Origin of the sequence: Arthrobacter sp. KBS0703, from assembly GCF_002008315.2 — a bacterium.
Taxonomy (GTDB): Bacteria; Actinomycetota; Actinomycetes; order Actinomycetales; family Micrococcaceae; genus Arthrobacter.
This window is the reverse complement of record NZ_MVDG02000001.1, coordinates 2,992,373-3,010,690: the sequence shown is the minus strand read 5'-3', so window position 1 is coordinate 3,010,690 and position 18,318 is coordinate 2,992,373. Positions and strand designations below refer to the sequence as shown.

At 66.6% G+C, this 18,318-nt stretch carries 18 protein-coding genes; 17 read left to right on the top strand and 1 reads right to left on the bottom strand.

Annotated features, from left to right (window positions below; all coding sequences use genetic code 11):
* The first annotated feature begins 106 nt into the window (after window positions 1–106).
* From B1A87_RS13975 to B1A87_RS13905, 16 genes are all read left to right on the top strand, one after another.
* Window positions 107–1,180 (top strand): alkene reductase, encoded by a 1,074-nt coding sequence (locus B1A87_RS13975; protein ID WP_078028580.1) that lies wholly within the window; start codon window positions 107–109, stop codon window positions 1,178–1,180.
* Window positions 1,181–1,368: 188 nt separating this feature from the next.
* A complete protein-coding gene (locus tag B1A87_RS13970) occupies window positions 1,369–1,899 on the top strand; it encodes an alternate-type signal peptide domain-containing protein (protein ID WP_078028581.1) in 531 nt (176 codons plus the stop codon).
* 89 nt (window positions 1,900–1,988) lie between these two features.
* The gene (locus B1A87_RS13965; RefSeq protein WP_078028582.1) at window positions 1,989–2,612 is read left to right on the top strand and encodes a hypothetical protein; all 624 of its coding nucleotides are present in this window, start codon (window positions 1,989–1,991) and stop codon (window positions 2,610–2,612) included.
* A complete protein-coding gene (locus B1A87_RS13960; RefSeq protein ID WP_260680850.1) occupies window positions 2,599–3,243 on the top strand; it encodes a signal peptidase I in 645 nt (214 codons plus the stop codon). The genes B1A87_RS13965 and B1A87_RS13960 overlap by 14 nt, the downstream gene beginning before the upstream one ends.
* Window positions 3,240–3,716 (top strand): hypothetical protein, encoded by a 477-nt coding sequence (locus B1A87_RS13955; RefSeq protein ID WP_078028584.1) that lies wholly within the window; start codon window positions 3,240–3,242, stop codon window positions 3,714–3,716. The genes B1A87_RS13960 and B1A87_RS13955 overlap by 4 nt, the downstream gene beginning before the upstream one ends.
* Window positions 3,717–3,773: 57 nt before the next feature.
* Window positions 3,774–4,505, top strand: a complete 732-nt coding sequence (locus B1A87_RS13950) for a GntR family transcriptional regulator (RefSeq protein WP_078028585.1) — start codon at window positions 3,774–3,776, stop codon at window positions 4,503–4,505.
* Window positions 4,506–4,708: 203 nt separating this feature from the next.
* Window positions 4,709–6,037: an MFS transporter gene (locus tag B1A87_RS13945; RefSeq protein ID WP_078028586.1), complete on the top strand. Its 1,329-nt coding sequence runs from the start codon at window positions 4,709–4,711 to the stop codon at window positions 6,035–6,037.
* 8 nt (window positions 6,038–6,045) lie between these two features.
* Window positions 6,046–7,173 (top strand): 2-hydroxyacid dehydrogenase, encoded by a 1,128-nt coding sequence (locus B1A87_RS13940; RefSeq protein WP_078028587.1) that lies wholly within the window; start codon window positions 6,046–6,048, stop codon window positions 7,171–7,173.
* Between the two features lie 83 nt (window positions 7,174–7,256).
* On the top strand, window positions 7,257–8,261 hold the full coding sequence (locus B1A87_RS13935; RefSeq protein ID WP_078028613.1) for a sugar phosphate isomerase/epimerase: 1,005 nt from the start codon (window positions 7,257–7,259) through the stop codon (window positions 8,259–8,261).
* Between the two features lie 153 nt (window positions 8,262–8,414).
* On the top strand, window positions 8,415–10,193 hold the full coding sequence (gene dhaL, locus B1A87_RS13930; protein WP_078028588.1) for a dihydroxyacetone kinase subunit DhaL: 1,779 nt from the start codon (window positions 8,415–8,417) through the stop codon (window positions 10,191–10,193).
* The gene (locus B1A87_RS13925) at window positions 10,186–10,668 is read left to right on the top strand and encodes a ribose-5-phosphate isomerase (protein ID WP_078028589.1); all 483 of its coding nucleotides are present in this window, start codon (window positions 10,186–10,188) and stop codon (window positions 10,666–10,668) included. The genes dhaL and B1A87_RS13925 overlap by 8 nt, the downstream gene beginning before the upstream one ends.
* A gap of 2 nt (window positions 10,669–10,670) precedes the next feature.
* On the top strand, window positions 10,671–11,639 hold the full coding sequence (locus tag B1A87_RS13920; protein WP_185982336.1) for a 3-hydroxyacyl-CoA dehydrogenase family protein: 969 nt from the start codon (window positions 10,671–10,673) through the stop codon (window positions 11,637–11,639).
* Window positions 11,640–11,788: 149 nt separating this feature from the next.
* A complete protein-coding gene (locus B1A87_RS13915) occupies window positions 11,789–12,556 on the top strand; it encodes an SDR family NAD(P)-dependent oxidoreductase (protein WP_078028591.1) in 768 nt (255 codons plus the stop codon).
* An 11-nt stretch (window positions 12,557–12,567) separates the two neighbouring features.
* Window positions 12,568–12,732: a hypothetical protein gene (locus B1A87_RS23090; RefSeq protein WP_185982423.1), complete on the top strand. Its 165-nt coding sequence runs from the start codon at window positions 12,568–12,570 to the stop codon at window positions 12,730–12,732.
* 111 nt (window positions 12,733–12,843) lie between these two features.
* On the top strand, window positions 12,844–14,196 hold the full coding sequence (locus B1A87_RS13910; protein WP_078028592.1) for an MFS transporter: 1,353 nt from the start codon (window positions 12,844–12,846) through the stop codon (window positions 14,194–14,196).
* 102 nt (window positions 14,197–14,298) lie between these two features.
* Window positions 14,299–15,144 carry a triose-phosphate isomerase family protein gene (locus B1A87_RS13905; protein WP_221937583.1) on the top strand — a complete coding sequence of 282 codons (846 nt, stop codon included), beginning with the start codon at window positions 14,299–14,301 and terminating at the stop codon, window positions 15,142–15,144.
* A gap of 21 nt (window positions 15,145–15,165) precedes the next feature.
* Here the strand turns inward: B1A87_RS13905 and B1A87_RS13900 are convergent, their stop codons facing one another.
* Entirely contained in the window at window positions 15,166–15,462 is a 297-nt protein-coding gene (locus B1A87_RS13900; RefSeq protein WP_056633683.1) for a hypothetical protein, read from the bottom strand.
* Window positions 15,463–15,658: 196 nt separating this feature from the next.
* Here B1A87_RS13900 and B1A87_RS13895 point away from each other — a divergent pair, with 196 nt between their 5' ends.
* Window positions 15,659–18,250 (top strand): Tex family protein, encoded by a 2,592-nt coding sequence (locus B1A87_RS13895; protein ID WP_260680849.1) that lies wholly within the window; start codon window positions 15,659–15,661, stop codon window positions 18,248–18,250.
* Window positions 18,251–18,318 lie beyond the last annotated feature (68 nt).

Genomic DNA, 18,318 nt, shown 5'->3' with positions numbered 1-18,318 from the left:
AGTGCTTTGGACGCCGTAATCCCATGACCTGCGTCACACCCGGAATACTTGCACGCGCGCGGCAGTTGCACCGACTGGACCCAATGCATTCTGAAAGGAACCACGCATGCTGTTTTCTCCGCTGTCCCTCGGTGAGCTCGAACTGCCCAACCGCCTTGTCATGGCACCGCTCACCCGCCTCCGCTCGGGCAGGGAAGGCGTACCGGGACCGCTCGTGGCAGAGCACTACCGCCAGCGGGCCACCCTCGGCCTCATTGTCAGTGAGGGCACGTACCCCAGCCCCGCAGGCCGCTCCTACCCGGGACAGCCCGGCATTGTCACCCCTGAGCAGATCGCCGGCTGGAAGAACGTCACGGACGCAGTCCACGCAGAGGGCGGACGGATTTTCGCGCAGATCATGCACGGCGGCCGTGTCTCCCACGAGGACATCACGGGCGGCCACCGCATCGTTGCGCCGAGCGCCATCGCCGTCGAGGGCGAAACCCGGACGTACACCGGCAAGCAGGCATACCCGGTGCCGCACGAGCTCTCAACGGATGAACTCCCGGTAGTCCTCCAGGAAATCGTCACGGCGTCGCGCAATGCCATTGAAGCGGGGTTCGACGGCGTCGAACTGCACTCGGCCAACGGCTACCTCCTGCATGAATTCCTGGCGCCGAACGCCAACGTGCGCACGGACAGCTACGGCGGCTCGCCCGAAAACCGCGCGCGCTTTGTCATCGAGACCGTCAATGCGGTCGTCGAAGCGCTCGGAGCCAACCGCGTCGGCATCCGCATTTCACCGGAGCACAATGTTCAAGGCATCGACGAGAATGATCCTGCGGATGTCCGGGCAACCTACGAAGTGCTGGTGAACTCGATCGCTCCGTTGAACCTTGCCTACCTGAGCATTCTGCACAGCGACCCCTCGGGTGAACTCGTCCAGGATCTGCGTGCCCGCTTCAACGGCACGTTCCTGGTCAACACCGGGTTCGGGCTCGTCACCACCCGCGAGGAGGCAGTCGCGCTGGTGGCAGACGGTCACGCGGACGCCGTGGTGGTGGGCCGGCCGGCCATCGCCAATCCCGACCTCGCCCGCCGCTGGCGCGAAGGCCTGCCCCTGAACGAGCCCGACCAGGCCACGTTCTACGGCGAAGGCGCGAAGGGATACACCGACTACCCGGTGTACGAGACGGCCTAGCCAGCCTCAGAATCACCCAACCAGGGGAACCGTCCGGACACCGGGCGGTTCCCTTTGTTTGACCTTGTTTTCGGGGCAATATTTTCTTGAGTGAATCTTGACCTTTTGTGGCATCGAGTCCTGAGCCAGGCGCGGCATTGTTCTGGGTAGCAAGACAACTGCCACCACAAAATTTGAAGGGTCTCATCATGAAGAACAGCGCACTGATCAAGGGAACCGCCGCCATCGCCGTAGGCGCTGCACTGCTGCTGGGCGGCGGCGGCACGCTGGCCTCCTGGAACGCATCGGACAACGCGGCGCCCGGCACCGTCATCGCCGGCGACCTGAACGTCGCCAAGTCCGCGGCCGGCGTGTGGAAAGACCGCGCCGGCACCACGATCGACATCGCAACCTACAAAGTTGTTCCGGGTGACAAGCTCACCTACACCCAGGTCCTGGACGTGACCCTCACGGGGAACAAGATGGCTGCCGACATCACTGCCACCGGCACCGGCACGGCCAACGGATTCACCCCGGCCAACGTCGTTGTCTCCGGCCCCGTGCTGACCGTCGGCGGCGTGACCGTTGCCAACCCGCTGACGACCTCCAAGACGGTCACAGCCACCATCACCTTCGAGTTCCTCTCCACCACCACGGGCCGCGCCGACGTCAGCGCGACATACAACTTCGGCAACGTCGCGTTCACCCTGCAGCAGATCACCCAGACCGGCCTGTCCTAGCGAACTGCCGGCCACCCGCGGACTTTACTTCGCGGGTGGCCGGCATCCGCACCGAGGCAATAACCAGAAGAGGGTCAGGAGGAGGAACCATGGGCATCCCGCGCAGTTTGCGGGCCGCCGCGTTGATCGCCGCGGCGGTGCTCCTGGGACTCCTGACCGTGCAGGGCTCGTACGCCCTGTGGGCGGCCAATGCCTCCGCTGCTCCCGGATCCGTATCCGCCGCATCATTCAACGTCAGCCTCACGGGGCTGCCCTCCGGCCAGGTCACCAACATGACGCTGGCCGGCGGAGGGGCGGCCACCCTTGCACTGACCACCTCGGGCACGCCCCTAGCGCCCCTGACGCCGGGCGCCGCGGTCCACTCCAGCGTTTCGGCCACCAATAATTCCGACGCCGGTGGGCAGTTCAGCATCAGCGTCACCGCCGGCGCCCCAACAGTCACTAACGTGGGCGGGGGATCGCTGGCGCAATACCTGACCGTTAGCGCCAAGAACGTGGCGACGACCGCCGAATGCAGCACCACCACGGGCTATACCCAGCTCTCCCCGGCCGGCCTCACCACGGCGGCAGTCCCCAAGGGCGCAACCACCATCATCTGTTTCGAAGTCAAGCTCTCCTCCACCGCTCCAGCCACTGTGAAAGGACAAGCCGTGAGCATCTCGATCCCCCTCACCGCTACGCAGCTCTGCGGGGTGCCCAGTGGCTGCGCTTGATACCTTCCCGGCCAGCGGCAGAATGTCCGCTTCAAAGAGCGGCACGAAGGTTGCCGGTGAACAGGCCGCAAGCACCGACCAGGCAACAAAGCCGGCCCGCCGCCGGCTGGCTGGCGCGGGCCGCGTCGCCACCGTCGTGCTGCTGACGGTCGCAGTTTTCGCCGCACTGGTGCTGATCCTCGTACCCAAGGCCACCGGTTCCCAGACCTACTCGGTGCTGACCAACTCCATGGCTCCGAAGTACTCGCCGGGCACATTCCTGGTGGTCAAGCCCGCCGCATTCAGCGAACTCAAATACGGCGACATCGTCACGTTCCAGCTGGAATCGGGCAAGCCGGCAGTGGAGACGCACCGGATTGTCGGTTTCGGTGCCACGCAGACCGGGGAAAGAACCCTGATCACCAAGGGTGACAACAACGACATCAACGACGCCAACCCGGTCCGTGAACTCCAGGTCAAAGGGAAATTGTTCTACGCCGTCCCGCTTGTAGGTTACGCTGCCAATGCACTCGGCAATGCGGATCGTGGCCTCTGGGTGACGGCGGGCGCTGCCGGTCTCATTGGCTACGGCCTTCTGCTTATCGTCCGGCACATCCGCAGCCGGCGCCTGGAATCAGGAGAGGCGGCATGACCCCCCAGGCCAAGATACCCGGCGCCATGCTGGCGCTATTCGCATTTATGCTGACGGTGCTCCTCGGCATTGGCGGCACTGCCGCCGTCGCGCTCTGGCAGCAGTCAGCCACCGCGACTATGTCCGTCTCGGCAGGTGTCAACTGGGGTTCCCCGATCACACTGACCTGCGCCAACAGCACCAATGAAAAGACGGCAACCCTGACAGTCTCGTCGGCGCAGAGCCCCGTCACGCTCACCATCGCTGCCCGCCAGGCGGATGGCACGTACAGTCCCCTGGCCACCGAATACCCCGCCGGCTCCGGAACGGGGCCGATCGCCATCAGTGAGGGATCTCCCATCGTCCTAGCGAACCCCGGCGTCACCCCCTTGACTGTCCGCGTGACTGCGGCATTCGCGGACCTGCAGAAATCGACCGCGGAATGGAGCTTCACCATCATTCAAACCGGTGGAAAGGTGAAGTGTGGTCCATAGCTTCCCGCTGATCAGGCCGTGGGGTCAGCCCAAGGCCGGCCCCTATAGGATTTGACCATGCAGAAAGCGTCCAATGGCCCCCGACCCGGCAGCCAGCCCGCCGTGCAGGCTGACCGCAGGGGCGGCCGCACCGTCAGCCGCCAGGTCCTGGCAGACCATGTCTACGAGGAACTCCTGGCGTCCCTGATGGACGGACGGCTGGAGCCCGGCGCCGCAGTCAGCATCGACGGAACCGCCCGCGAACTCGACGTTTCGCCCACTCCGGTCCGTGAGGCCTTGGCGCGGCTGGAGCACACCGGCATGGTCCGGCGGGTGGCGCTGAAAGGCTACAGAGTGGCCCCGGTCTTCACCCGGGAGGACTTCGCCGAGCTCATGGAAGCGCGCCTCGCGATCGAGCCCGTCAACGCGCGGCTCGCCTGCGCGCGCCTGACACCGCAGCGGTTCGCCGAGCTGGAACAGGCGGTCGAGGACCTGAAATCGGCACCACGCGGCCCGTCCTTCTCCGAGTACAAGGACTACCTCGAAGCCGACGAACGCTTCCACCAGCTGATCGCCCAGCAAACCGGGAACCAGTTCATGGTTTCCGCGTACGCCGCTCTGGGCGGACAGGTCCAGCGCTTCCGGCTGTTCGGCGGCGTGGGCATCACGGACGCCGAGAACGCCATCGCGGAGCACCAGTCGGTGCTCGACGCACTTTCCACCGGCGATCCCGAAAAAGCCGCGGCCGCCATGGCGGATCACGTCCAAAGAGTCCGCGAGCGGGCCATGGCCGATGCTCCGGTTGACTAGCCTGAAGGTCGCGGGGCAGCCTGACCAGAGGGTCCACAGGACCGCCTGAAAAGCGGCCGAGGGCGGCCGCGTGAGCTTACCCCGGAAAACGACGCGCGGTTGGTAACAACTGTGTGACGATCCTCACAGCCTGTCCGATGTCCCTATAGGATCTTTGATTGTGCCGGCAATGCTGCCGACACCGCGATCACAAGGGAGTGAAAATGCAGACAGACACAGTGGCCGCCAAGCCCAGGGACTCAGCAACACGCCGCACTATCAAGAATCTGCGATGGGGGATCCTCGGCTGGGCCCTGCTCGCGGGCATCGTCAACTACATGGACCGCAGCGCCATCTCCATCGCTGCGCCACAGCTCATCAAAGACTTCGGCATGACCCGGACGGACATCGGTCTGCTAGGCACCGTGTTTTCCTGGACCTATGCCTTCAGCCAGCTCCCGGCCGGCTGGCTGGTGGACAAGCTGGGCGCCCGCCGCATGTACTTCCTGGCCATCGCCGGCTGGAGTATCGCCACGGCGCTGATGGCCGTCGGAGGCAAGATGTGGCAGTTTCTTACCTTCCGCTTCCTGCTGGGCGTGGCCGAAGCCCCCAATGGACCGGCGTCCGCCAAGCTGACCGCCGACTGGTTCCCCCGGGCCGAGCGTGGCCAGGCCACCGCCATCTGGGACAGCGGCTCTAAGTGGGGGCCCGCCATTGCCCCGCCCATCCTGACCGCCATCATGCTCGCCTTCGGCTGGCAGGCCATCTTCATCTTCCTCGGCATTGCCGGCCTGATTCTGGCCGTCGCTTTCTTCCTCTACTACCGGACCCCCGAGGACCACAAGCGCATCAGCGACGAGGAACTCGCCTACATCGAAGCCGAACGCACCGCCCAGCAGCTCTCCGCCAAGAAGGTCTCCTGGCTGGGCCTGTTCAAGCACCGCCAGATCTGGGGAATGATGGCAGGCTTCTTCTGCGTCATCTGGATCTGGAACATCTTCATCGTCTTCCTCCCGCTCTACCTGCAGGAAGAGCGCGGAGCGAGCATCGCCAACTCCGGCTGGCTGGCTGCGGTACCGTACCTCGGTGCGGCCATCCTGGGCATCACCGGCGGCTGGGTCATGACGCGCTATTCCAAGAAGGCCGGCCGCGATCCGCTGCTGGCCAAGCGCCACGTCATGTCCGTGGCTGCCATTGCTGCCGGCATCCTGATCTGCCTCATTCCGTTCGTGGATTCCCTCCCGCTCGCCATCGCCGTGATGACCGTGGCGCTGGGCTTCGTCGCCACCATGCAGGCGGCTGCCTGGGCCATGCCCGGTGACATCGTGGACAACTCCCAGGTGGCATCCGTCGGTGCCATCCAGAACTTCGGCGGCTACTTCGGCGGCGCTTTCGCCCCGCTGCTGACCGGCGTGATCGCGGACGCCACGGGCTCCTACGCGCCGTCGTTCGTGATCGGCGGCATCATCGCCGCCCTCGCCGCCGTGGCATACACCGTGCTGGTCCGCGAACCCATCAAGGACAAGACCGCAGTACTGCAGACAGAAAGCTGAACCGACGCATGAGCACAGCAACAAATGCATTGACGACGACGGCGGTCGCCACCTCGGCGGCCGCCCCGGCGGCGGGAACCACGCTGGCGGAGGGAACCACTACTGCGGGAACCGCCCGCCCGCCGTTCACCGTAGCCGTCACGGCCGACGCCGCGCGGCCCGACGGAAGCTCCATCCATGGAGACCTTGGACTCCGGAGACTAACCGAGAACGGCATCAGCTGGAGCGTCTTGCCCAGTTACACGGACCCGATCCCGCCAGCGGACCTTGCCGGCGTCCACGCGGTTCTGTCACTGGGCCACATCGCCTTCGATTCGCGCACGCTGGACCACGCGCCAGAACTGAAGCTGGTTGCCCGCTTCGGGGCCGGCTACGAGACCATCGACCTCGACGCCTGCACGCGCGCCGGCGTCGTCGTCACGAACACCCCGGATGCCATCCGGCGGCCGCTCGCGGTCGCGGGACTCACCCTGCTGCTGGCGCTCTCGCACAACCTGTTGGCCAAAGACCGGCTGACCCGCACGTCCGACTGGGCCTCCCGCGAACAGTATCGCGGTGCGCCCCTCGTCGGCCAGACAGTGGGCATTGTGGGCTTCGGGAGCGTGGGCGCAGAGCTCGCCAGGCTGCTGGCGCCGCTGGGAATGAAGGTCGTCGGCAACAACCGAAGCGGCCGCCATCCGGAGGCCGCCGAGCTTGGTGTGGAACTGCTCGGCCTGAACGAACTGCTCGAGCGCTCGGACTACGTGGTGCTCTGTGCCGCGCTCACCCCGGCCACAGAAAAGCTGATTGATGCAGACGTCCTGGCCCGGATGAAGTCGAGCGCCTACCTCATCAATATCGGCCGGGGGAAGCTTGTGGATACGGACGCCCTGCGAGACGCCCTGCAGTCCGGTCGCATTGCCGGCGCCGGCTTGGACGTCTTCGAGCCGGAACCGTTGCTTCCCGATGACGCGCTGCTGACCTTGGAGAATGTGGTGCTGTCGCCTCATTCGCTGTGCTGGACGGCCGATTTCACCCGGGACGTCGCGGACGGAGCCCTCGCCTCGATCCTCGCAGTCGCGGCGGGGGAGCGGCCCCGGAATGTCCTCAACCCTGAGGTCTTCGACACCGCCGCTTTCGCCGCGAAAGGACACTAAGCTTGCCGTGTGACCTTGACAACACCCCACTCGATGATGAATCCTATAGGAAAGAGGATTCCCACAAAGGAGTGAACAACAACGTGGTTTACACAGCTGATAACTGGCCCATCACCGCAGCACTGCTGCAGTTTCCCGGCACCGACGCGCAGGGCAACCACATCAACGATGCCGACGCGTCCGCCTGGGCCGAGGTCCTGACCGAGGTCAAGGAAGCCGGCTTCAGCAACGCCGACCTCACGGACAGCTGGGTCCGCCCCGGCGACCTCAGCAAGGAGCGCCTCGCGGAATTCAAGCAGACCGCCCAGAACGTGGGCGTCGGCATCCCCGTCATCTCGGCCATCCGGCGTAGCGTGATCGAGGAAGGCAACTGGGAAGCCAACCTCGAATACAGCCACCGCACCATCGAGGCCGCCGCCGAGCTCGGCTGCGAAGTTGTCTCGTTCGGACTGCACCAGGCGATCACCCCTGAGCAGCAGAAGCAGCTGTGGTTCTGGACCGTCGAAGGCTACAAGGATCCGGTCGGGGACAAGGATGCCTGGAACAAGGCCGTCACCCGCTTCCGCGAACTGGGCCGTCACGCCGCAGAGGTGGGGGTCCTGCTCTCGCTCGAAATGTATGAGGACACCTACCTCGGCACCGCGGACTCGTCCGTGCAGCTGGTCCAGGACATCGGACTCGCCAATGTGGGCCTCAACCCGGACATCGGAAACCTGATCCGCCTGCACCGGCCCATCGAGGACTGGCGCGAAATGGTCGCCAAGACCATGCCGTACTCCAACTACTGGCACATGAAGAACTACATCCGTGACGAGGACGTGGCCCGCGACAGCTACGTGGCCATGCCCGCCCCCATGGAAAGCGGCCTGATCAACTACCGCGAGGCATTCAAGGTGGCCATCGCCGCCGGCTACCAGGGGATCATCTGCACCGAGCACTACGGCGGAGACGGCCTCTCCGTGACGGCCAGCAACCAGGAATACCTGCGCCGCCACGTCCTGCCCAAGAAGGACGGCTACGCGCTCGGCAAGAGCCTCGTGGCACAGGGACGGCAGCAGCCGGCCGCCGTCGGACTCGCCAGCTCCTAGTCTCCCGGAAGTCAGGTTCCCACCGGAGCCTGACTTCCGACGGCGGCCGCCGGCAGTGCTCGGACGGCAGTCATCCCGGGGCACCGGCCGGAGTACGACTCCGGCCGGTGCCCGCCAGAACTGATCAACCCAACTCGGATTCAATGAGGAACCATGACTCAGATCTTCGACAATCCCGCTGATTTCGCGGATGAGGCGCTGGACGGCTTCGTGGCTGCCAACCGCGGCTACGTCGCCCGCGTGGACGGCGGCGTCGTCCGCTCCACCGAAATGACCTCCGGCCAGGTGGCACTCGTAATTGGCGGCGGCTCGGGACACTACCCGGCCTTCGCCGGGCTCGTCGGCCCGGGGCTTGCCGCAGCCTCCGCCTGCGGCAACATGTTCGCGTCCCCCGCGGCCGGGCAGGTCTACCGCGTGGCCAAGGCAGCCAACGCCGGCGGCGGCGTGCTCCTCAGCTACGGCAACTACGCCGGCGACGTCCTGCACTTCGGCCAGGCCCAGCTGCGGCTCAACGCCGAGGGCATCGAGACCCGCACCGTCCTGGTCACCGACGACATCGCCAGCGCCCCGCTGGACCAGATCGAAAAGCGCCGCGGCATCGCCGGCGACCTCACCGTCTTCAAGATCGCAGGCGCCGCAGCCGAGGCCGGCCTGGGCCTCGATGAGGTGGAACGGCTGGCCATCAAAACGAACCACCGCACCCGCTCACTGGGCGTGGCCTTCAGCGGCTGCACCCTGCCCGGCGCCTCCGAGCCGCTCTTCCAGGTGCCGGCCGGCCAGATGTCGCTGGGCCTGGGCATCCACGGCGAGCCCGGCATCTCCGAACACCCCATGCCCACCGCCTCCGAACTGGCCGAGCTACTGGTCTCCCGCCTCCTGGAGGATAAGCCGGCAGACTCCGGTGACCGGGTGGTGGCAATCGTCAACGGCCTAGGCACGGTCAAGTACGACGAACTGTTCCTCCTCTTCGGCAAGGTCGAAAAGCTCCTCAGCAAGGCCGGCCTGACAGTGGTGGAACCGGAGTGCGGCGAGTTGGTCACGAGCCTGGACATGTCCGGACTCTCGCTCACCCTCCTGTGGCTCGACGACGAACTCGAGCAGTTCTGGGCGGCCCCGGCCGACACCCCGGCGTACCGCAAAGGCAACCTCGCGCCGCGTGCCCGCCGCGAAATGGCCGGACCCGAAGCCGTCGCTGCGGAAGAGACCGAGAAGGCCACTGCGGCGTCCGCGGACCTGGGCCGGCTGGCAGCCGCCGTGCTCGCCCAGGTGCGGGACGTCGTCGTCGAACATGAAGAGGAACTGGGCAACCTGGACGCCATTGCCGGCGACGGCGACCACGGTATCGGCATGCGCCGCGGTGTGGACGCCGCAACGGCCGCCGGCGAGCAGAACGCGGCGGCCGGAGCCTCGGTACAGCACGTCCTCACCGAGGCCGGAGAAGCGTGGAGCGAGCGCGCCGGCGGAACCTCCGGGGCGCTGTGGGGATCGGCCGTGATCGCAGCGGGCCTGGCCCTGGGCAACCGCGAGTCGTACCGGGCCGCAGACGCGGCAGCCGCCGTCACCGCCTTCACGGACGCCATCACCGAACTGGGCAAGGCAGAACCGGGGGACAAGACCATGGTTGACGCCCTGCTGCCGTTCCGGGACGCCTTCCTGAAAGCGTCCGACGGCGGTGCCTCCTTGGGCAGCGCCCTCGCCGAAGCCGCTGCCGCGGCAACGGAAGCCGCCCGGCAGACCGCGGACCTTCGCCCCCTCAAGGGTCGGGCCCGCCCCTTGGCTGAAAAGAGCCTCGGCCACCCCGATCCGGGCGCAGTCTCCTTCGGACTGATCACCGAGCGGATCGCCACGTACATCGAATCCGGCGCCGGGACTTCGGGCGCCGACAATTCAAAGCTGGCCGCAGCGGCCGGAAATGGAGCAAAAAATGACTGACACCGCAGGCTGGCGCATTGTCATCGGCAACGATGAGGCCGGCGTCGAATACAAGGAAGCCCTGAAGGCCCTGCTCGAGGCAGACAGCCGCGTGGCATCGGTGCTGGACATCGGCGTGGGCGCCAACGATTCCACTGCCTACCCGCACGTCGCCGTCAACGCCGCCCGCAAAGTAGCCGCGGGCGAAGCCGACCGGGCGCTGCTGATCTGCGGCACCGGGCTCGGCGTGGCCATCGCGGCCAACAAGGTACCTGGAATCCGTGCCGTAACCGCACACGACAGCTACTCCGTTGAGCGCTCCGTCCTGAGCAACAACGCCCAGGTCCTCACCATGGGCCAGCGCGTGATCGGCCTCGAGCTCGCCAAGAAGCTCGTGGGCGAATGGCTCGCGCACCGCTTCGATGAGAACTCGTCCTCGGCCGCCAAGGTGGAGGCCATCTGCTCCTACGAACCCGACTACACGAAGGCTGACTGACCATGACAGAAACACCCAACAGCTCGCGCAAGATTGCCGTCGTCGGCTCGGGATACATGGGCGGCGGCATCGCGCAGGTCCTGGCCCTTGGCGGCGCACGCGTTGCCTTGGCTGACGTGTCCGCCGAGGTTGCCCAGAAGAACTACGAGCGGCTCCTCACCGAATCCGACCAGTTCGTGGCCGACGGCCTGTTCCCAGCAGGAGCCACCGAGATCCTGAAGCAGAACCTCTGGGCTGCCAAGGACATCGAGGAGGCCGTCGCGGACGCCGACTTCATCGAGGAGGCCGTGCCCGAGGTCATCGAGATCAAGCACCAGACGCTGGCCCGCATCAGCGCGGCCGCCCGTCCGGACGCGATCATCGGTTCCAACACCTCCACCATCTCCATCGCGGACCTGTCCGAACCGGTCAGCAACCCGGAACGCTTCCTGGGCGTGCACTTTTCCAACCCCTCGCCGTTCATCCCGGGTGTGGAGATCATCCCTCACGCAGGCACTTCGGCCGAGACCGTGGGCGCCGTCCGGGACCTCGTCCACGCCGCCAACAAGCAGACCGCCGTGGTCAAGGACGTCACCGGATTCGTGCTCAACCGCCTGCAGTACGCGCTGTTCCACGAGGCCGCGCAGCTGGTGGAACAGGGCATTGCGACGGCGGAAGACGTTGACACCCTGGTCCGCACCACCTTCGGCTTCCGGCTCCCGTTCTTCGGCCCGTTCGCCATCGCCGACATGGCCGGCCTGGACGTCTACAACTTCTGCTACAAGTCCCTGCAGACCGACTTCCCCGAGCGCTTCGCCACGCCCAAGATCCTCACGGACCTCGTTGAGGCGGGCAAGCTGGGCACCAAGACCGGCGCAGGCTTCCTGAACGTCCCGGCCGAGCGCACGCCCGAGCTGATCGCCTACCGCAACAAGGCCTACGTTGCGATGCAGAAGCTCATCGAAGACCTCGGCCCCGCGCCGATCAACTAACAGCGCCCATTAACTACGCGCTGATCCACTAACGACCCACTGGTCCGGGCCTTCTGGTCCGGACCGCAAGAAAGCGTCAGTCACTGCCCGGTCCTTGCCGGGCAGTGACTGTTGCTGCCTGCCCTTCGCCACACCCCAGGAGCCTATTCATGAGCATTTTTCCGTCAGAACGCACCGCAATCGTTACCGGAGCCGTCTCCGAGCGCGGGATCGGCCGGGCCACGGCCAACTACCTCGCCGAGCAGGGCTGGAACATCGGCATCATCGACCTCGACGACGCCCTTTGCCGGGCCACGGCCAAGGAAATTGCGGAACAATACGGTGTGAAGGCGCACGGCGCCGGCGCCAATGTGGCCGATGAGGCGTCGGTGCGTGCCGCGATCGACTCGATCGAGGCCGAACTTCCGCAGATCGTCGCGCTCGCCAACGTGGCAGGCGTCAGCTCGCCAGTTCCGTACCTGGAGCTCGACGCCGCCGAGTGGGACCGCGTGCTGAACATCAACCTCAACGGCGTCCACTACGCCACGCGCCGCGTCGCAGAGTCCATGGTCAAGAACCGGATCGGACGCATCGTGAACATCTCCTCCGTCTCCGCCCAGCGCGGCGGCGGAACCTTCTCCAAGACCCCGTACTCCGTGGCGAAGGCCGGCGTCATCGGCCTGACCCGCGCCACCGCCCGCGAACTGGGCGAGTACGACATCACCGTCAACGCCATCTCGCCGGGCCCCATCGACACCGACATCATGGGAGGAACGCTGAGCCAGGAACGCAAGGACGAGCTCACCAAGGACCTCGTGGTCAACCGCGTCGGATCCACCCGCGACATCGCAGCAGCCATCGCCTTCCTCATCAGCGAGGACGCCGGATACATCTCCGGCCAGACGCTGAATGTGGATGGCGGCCTCTACATGCACTAGGAAGGACCACCATGGCCCAGAACAACCACCGCGCCGGCCCGGCGAGCACACGGCCGGCAAGCGCCCAGGCACTTACCGCCGGATTCAGCTCGTGGACCAGGGAACGCAAGATTTACCTGGCCGTCGGCGTCCTCGCAAGCCTGGTAGGCGTACTGCTCATCGCGTTCTCGTTCTGAGTGCTCCGCTGACTTAGGCGCCCACCGAATTACCTGACTGGTTCCCGTCGAATCGGTCTCATCGATTTGCCTTTCTGATTTGCTCACTTACCTGCTCAACGAGGAGTTTGAATGACTGTCACAACGCCGAGCACTACCAAGGAATTGCTGGACTCGCCGGTTCTCAAATCGGCGATCTCCAAGGCGTCCTTCCGGCTCATGCCGATGCTCGTCATCCTTTACGTCGTGGCCTTCCTGGACCGCACCAACGTGGGCTTCGCCGAGGCCGCCCTCGGCGTGGACAAAGGCATCACGGCCGGTGCGTACGCCCTTGGCGCGGGCATCTTCTTCATCGGCTACGCCCTGTTCGAGATCCCGTCCAACCTGCTGCTGACCAAGTTCGGCGCCAAGGTGTGGCTGGCCCGTATCGCCATCACCTGGGGCATCGTTTCGGCCTGCTTCGCCTTCGTCCAGGGCGAGACCTCCTTCATCATCCTGCGGTTCCTGCTGGGTGTGACCGAAGCCGGGCTGTTCCCGGGCGTCATCATGTTCCTGGCGGCCTGGTTCCCGAACAAGGTCCGCGTCAAGATGTTCGCCATCTTCTACCTGGCCCAGCCGTTCTCCCAGATGATGGGCGCACCGCTGTCCGGCTGGCTCATCAACATCGGCGACCAGGTCCCCGGCGTCCAGGGCTGGCAGGTCATGTTCTTCGTCGAGGGCATACTCGCGGTGCTCGCCGGCGTCGCCGCCTTCTTCTTCCTCATCAACAGCCCGCAGGACGCCAAGTTCCTGGCCAAGGACGAGAAGAAGGCCCTCCTTGACGTCATGGCCCTCGAGGACACCGTCAAGGAAGAATCCGGTCCCCGTGGCGTGCTCGCGGCCATGAAGAACGGCAAGGTCTGGTACTTCACGGTGATCTACTTCTGCCTCCAGATCGCGGTTTACGGCGTGACGTTCTACCTCCCGCAGCAGGTGGCCCAGCTGACCGGCCAGAAAGTTGGCCTCGCCGTCGGGCTCATGGCAGCCATCCCGTGGTTCTTCGGCATCTTCGCCTGCTACTTCATCGGCAAGGCGGCCAACACGGTGGTCCGCCGCCGTGTCTGGGGTACCGGGCTGTTCATCTCCACGGGCCTCTGCATCTTCGGCTCGGCCTGGGCCGGCGCCAACCACGTTCCGGCACTGGGCATCGTCTTCATTTCGCTGGCGGTCTGCAGCTTCCTCTCGATCGGTCCCATTGCCTGGTCCTACCCGACGGCGTTCCTCACCGGAACCGCTGCCGCGGCCGGCATCGGACTCATCAACTCGCTCGGTAACCTGGGCGGCTTCGTAGCCCCGATCCTGCGGACCACCGTCAACCAGGTCACCGCATCGGACACCGGCACCATGGGTGTCTACGCGCTCGGTGTGCTGCCGTTCCTCGCAGCAGCCATGATGTTTGGTACCAGGAAGTTCCAGAACAAGGCAGACGAACTCCTGGAAAAGTAGGCACTGAAAGAGGCTGGCTGGTGCCCGATCGAACCTCGTATTGATCAGGCGCCTTCGCAAGTCGAGGAATGCCAGTCCCGGAACGAAACGGCAGGAAACACATTGACGCAGCTCAACCCGGTCAGCACCGGCACCGTGTACGTCGGAGTCAGCACCAAGATGTACCTCGGCTACCGGGACAGCCTGCGCTGGCTGGGCGAGCTGCGCAATGAAGTGGACGCCCGTCCGGCCCTCGCGGCCGGGCGGGTGGTCCCGTTTGTCATCCCGTCCTTCCCCGTGCTGCCAGCCGCTGGCGAGATCATTGCCGGCTCGCCGCTGGTCCTTGGTGCACAGAACTGCGGCTGGGCCGACGGCCCGTGGACCGGGGAAGTGTCGCCGTCGCTCCTCGCTGAGCTGGGCGTCCGGCTGGTCGAAATCGGCCACGCCGAACGCCGCCGCCACTTCGGCGAGGACGACGCCATGGTTGCGCTCAAGGTCAAGGCGGCCGACGGCGCCGGCGTCACCCCGCTGCTGTGCGTCGGGGAGGAAACCACTCCGGCGGCGGACGCCGATCCAGCCGACGGCGCCGGGGCAGCAGCCGCTTTTGTGTACGGACAGATCGAGGCCGCGATCCGGGGCGACTGGGACCTCGCGTCACGGCTGGTCATCGCCTATGAGCCCGTCTGGGCCATCGGCGCTGCCGAGCCGGCCAGCGCGGCATACGTGTCCGCCGTCGTCCGTTCCTTGCGGGACATGTTGGACGCCCACCGGTCCAATGAGGGCGGTTCGCACGGCGGCCGCAGTCTGCGGGAGCTGCCGGTCATCTACGGCGGCTCCGCGAAGCCCGGGCTGCTGCCCGACCTCAAGGGTGTGTCGGGCCTCTTCCTGGGCCGGTTCGCGCACGACGCCGCGAACTTCGGCAAGGTGCTGGACGAGGCGCTGTCGTTGGCGGAGACCCAAGGACAGTAGGGTCTTCAGCGGCAAGGCGCTTCAGAGGAACGCCTCGCGCCCGGTCCCTTCGCTGAGCACCAGCTCGCCGTCCTCGATGGACACGAGGAGGCTGCGGGGCCTGCCGTGGAGCTTCTTTTCGGCGCTGAGGTTGCGGCTGGTGACTTCCACGCCCACCGTGGCGCCTTTTGCGGGCAGTTCCACGGACACTTCCTCGGCCATTCCCAGGAGCGCCCGGGTAGTGACATCGCGGTCGTACCGGGCCTCCTTGCCGTTGACCGTGATGGCGACTTCGTCCCCGTTGAAGCCGTCCTGAAGAATGATCAGCAATTCCTGCATGATGCGCCGCCTATGCCGAGGACTTTCGCTGCCTACAGTCACTACACCACTTAAGCCCTGCCGTGGGTAGAGTGCGTTGGTTGGCCCGGGCCGGCCTGCTGGACGTGCCCGCCGTGTGCCCCCGTCTTCCGGCCGGGGTCCCTCCCGGATGGGCTGTTTTCCCGCCGTGCGGGGCCAAGTGAGGCAAAATGTACGGGTGACCCAAATCCCGCAGCCCCGTTCCGTGCCCGCGCCAGCAACAGTACCCACGCCCACCGCTGAGCGTGCTGCCGACCAAGGCGCCGCCTCCATCGCGGCCCAGATCGCCGACGAGCTCGGCGTGAAGACCTGGCAGGTGAAGGCCGCCGTGGACCTGCTCGACGGCGGATCCACCGTTCCCTTCATCGCCCGGTACCGCAAGGAAGCCACCGGGACGCTGGACGATACCCAGCTCCGCGAGCTCGACGAGCGCCTGCGGTACCTCCGCGAACTGGAGGACCGCCGTCGTGCCGTCCTTGAAGCGATCGCCGCGCAGGGGAAGCTGACGCCGGAACTGCAGGCCGCCGTCGTCGGCGCCGACACAAAATCCAGGCTGGAGGACATTTACCTGCCCTTCAAATCCAAGCGCCGCACCAAGGCGCAGATCGCCCGCGAGGCCGGGCTGGAGCCGCTCGCGGATGCGCTGCTCAAACGGCCCGAGCTGGATCCGGAGCAGGAGGCCGCGAAGTACCTGAACTCCGAGCACGCTATCGAGGACCCGGCTTCCGCGCTCGCCGGCGCGCGGGCCATCATCGTGGAGCGCGTGGCGCAGGATCCCGACCTCGCCGAGACGCTGCGGGAGAGGCTGTGGACGCAGGGGCGGATGGCGTCGCGCGTGAAGAAGGGCAAGGAGTCCGACGGCCAGAAGTTCGCCGACTACTTTGACTTCTCGCAGGCACCGTCGGGCATGCCGTCGCACCGGGTGCTGGCGCTGCTGCGCGGCGAGAAGGACGGCGTCCTGGAGCTCGACCTTGCCGAGGCGGACCCGGCCGACGACGACGCCCTCGCCGCCGCGCGCGCCCGTTACGAATCAGCGGTGGCCAGGTTCCTCGGGGTGGCCGACCGCGGCCGGCCTGCCGACGCTTGGCTGCTGCAGACTGCACAGGTGGCGTGGCGCTCCCGGGTGCTGGCGCGGCTGACGGCTGACCTGCGCGGGCGGATGTTCGCCGCCGCGGAGGACGAGGCCGTCCGTGTCTTCGCCGCCAACCTGCGGGATGTGCTGCTGGCCGCCCCCGCCGGAAACCGCGCCACCCTGGGCCTGGATCCCGGGCTGCGCACCGGCGTGAAGGTGGCTGTGGTGGACGGGACGGGCAAGGTGGTGGCCACGGACACCGTCTATCCGCACGCCCCGGCGCGCAAGTGGGACGAGGCGCTGGCCGCGCTCGTACGGCTGGCGCGGAGGCACGCCGTCGAGCTCGTGGCGATCGGCAACGGGACGGCGTCGCGCGAGACGGACAAGCTCGCGGCCGAACTGCTCAAGAGGCTGTCCGCGGAGGCGGCCGCAGGAACAGAGGCGGCTGCCGGGACTGGGGCGGCTGCCAGCGGGGCTGTGAAGCCGCAGAAGCTCGTGGTGTCCGAGGCCGGCGCGTCCGTGTACTCGGCGTCAGCGCTGGCCGCGGCCGAACTGCCGGGCATGGACGTGTCCCTGCGGGGCGCCGTCTCCATTGCGCGGCGGCTGCAGGACCCGCTGGCGGAACTCGTGAAGATCGATCCGAAGTCGATCGGCGTCGGGCAGTACCAGCATGACGTGACCGCAGCCAAGCTGGACCGCAGCCTGGACGCCGTAGTGGAGGACTGCGTGAACGCGGTGGGGGTGGACGTGAATACGGCATCGCCCGCGCTGCTGAGCCGAGTGGCCGGCGTCGGACCGCTGCTGAGCGAAAACATTGTGGCCTACCGGAACGAGCACGGGCCCTTCGCCAAGCGCAGCGAGCTGAAGAAGGTGCCGCGGCTGGGCGCCAAGGCCTTTGAGCAGTGCGCCGGGTTCCTGCGGATCACCGGGGGAGCCGAGCCGCTCGATGCCTCCAGTGTGCACCCGGAGGCGTACTCGGTGGCGCGGAAGATCCTAGCCGCGGCGGGTGCTCGGTCAGGGGCTGCATCCGGCAACGCAGGTGGGCCGGTCCATGCTGGGCTTCTGCCGGCGGGGGCGGCCGCGGCCAGTTCCCTGAATCCGGAGGACTTCGTGGACGGCACGTTCGGCTTGCCCACGGTCCGCGACATCATCGCCGAGCTGGAGAAGCCGGGACGGGATCCGCGGCCGGCGTTCAAGGCGGCCACCTTCTCCGAGGGCATCGAGAAGATCTCCGACCTCAGGCCCGGCATGGTGCTCGAGGGAACCGTCACCAACGTTGCCGCGTTCGGGGCGTTTGTCGACGTCGGCGTGCACCAGGACGGGTTGGTCCACGTGTCGGCACTCGCCAACCGCTTCGTGTCGGATCCGCGCGAGGTGGTGAAATCCGGCCAGGTGGTGAAGGTGAAGGTGCTCGAGGCGGACCCCGAGCGTAAGCGCATCTCCCTCACGCTGAGGCTCGACGACGAACCGGCGCCCTCCGGAGGAAGCGCACCTTCAGGAGAACGTCAGAAGAGCGGGGGCCGTCAGGCGGGCGGGGACCGGGCACGTTCCGGGGACCGTCAGGCGGGAAGCAACCGCCAAGCCGGAGGCAGCCGTCAAGAGACGGCAGCCCCGCGGAAGGCGTCTCCTCAACAGGCACCGAGCCAGGCGAACACGGCCATGGCGGAAGCGCTGCGGAAGGCCGGCCTCGCGAAGTAGCGGCCACACAAGCAGGCCAAACAACTGAAGCGGCCGGCGGTATTTACCGCCGGCCGCTTCAGTTGTGT

Bases quoted from the DNA above. Each gene is read 5' to 3' on its own strand.
- B1A87_RS13975 (WP_078028580.1), top strand. From the start codon at position 107: ATGCTGTTTTCTCCGCTGTCCCTCGGTGAGCTCGAACTGCCCAACCGC.
- B1A87_RS13970 (WP_078028581.1), top strand. From the start codon at position 1,369: ATGAAGAACAGCGCACTGATCAAGGGAACCGCCGCCATCGCCGTAGGC.
- B1A87_RS13965 (WP_078028582.1), top strand. From the start codon at position 1,989: ATGGGCATCCCGCGCAGTTTGCGGGCCGCCGCGTTGATCGCCGCGGCG.
- B1A87_RS13955 (WP_078028584.1), top strand. From the start codon at position 3,240: ATGACCCCCCAGGCCAAGATACCCGGCGCCATGCTGGCGCTATTCGCA.
- B1A87_RS13950 (WP_078028585.1), top strand. From the start codon at position 3,774: ATGCAGAAAGCGTCCAATGGCCCCCGACCCGGCAGCCAGCCCGCCGTG.
- B1A87_RS13945 (WP_078028586.1), top strand. From the start codon at position 4,709: ATGCAGACAGACACAGTGGCCGCCAAGCCCAGGGACTCAGCAACACGC.
- B1A87_RS13940 (WP_078028587.1), top strand. From the start codon at position 6,046: ATGAGCACAGCAACAAATGCATTGACGACGACGGCGGTCGCCACCTCG.
- dhaL (WP_078028588.1), top strand. From the start codon at position 8,415: ATGACTCAGATCTTCGACAATCCCGCTGATTTCGCGGATGAGGCGCTG.
- B1A87_RS13925 (WP_078028589.1), top strand. From the start codon at position 10,186: ATGACTGACACCGCAGGCTGGCGCATTGTCATCGGCAACGATGAGGCC.
- B1A87_RS13920 (WP_185982336.1), top strand. From the start codon at position 10,671: ATGACAGAAACACCCAACAGCTCGCGCAAGATTGCCGTCGTCGGCTCG.
- B1A87_RS13915 (WP_078028591.1), top strand. From the start codon at position 11,789: ATGAGCATTTTTCCGTCAGAACGCACCGCAATCGTTACCGGAGCCGTC.
- B1A87_RS23090 (WP_185982423.1), top strand. From the start codon at position 12,568: ATGGCCCAGAACAACCACCGCGCCGGCCCGGCGAGCACACGGCCGGCA.
- B1A87_RS13910 (WP_078028592.1), top strand. From the start codon at position 12,844: ATGACTGTCACAACGCCGAGCACTACCAAGGAATTGCTGGACTCGCCG.
- B1A87_RS13900 (WP_056633683.1), bottom strand. From the start codon at position 15,462: ATGCAGGAATTGCTGATCATTCTTCAGGACGGCTTCAACGGGGACGAA.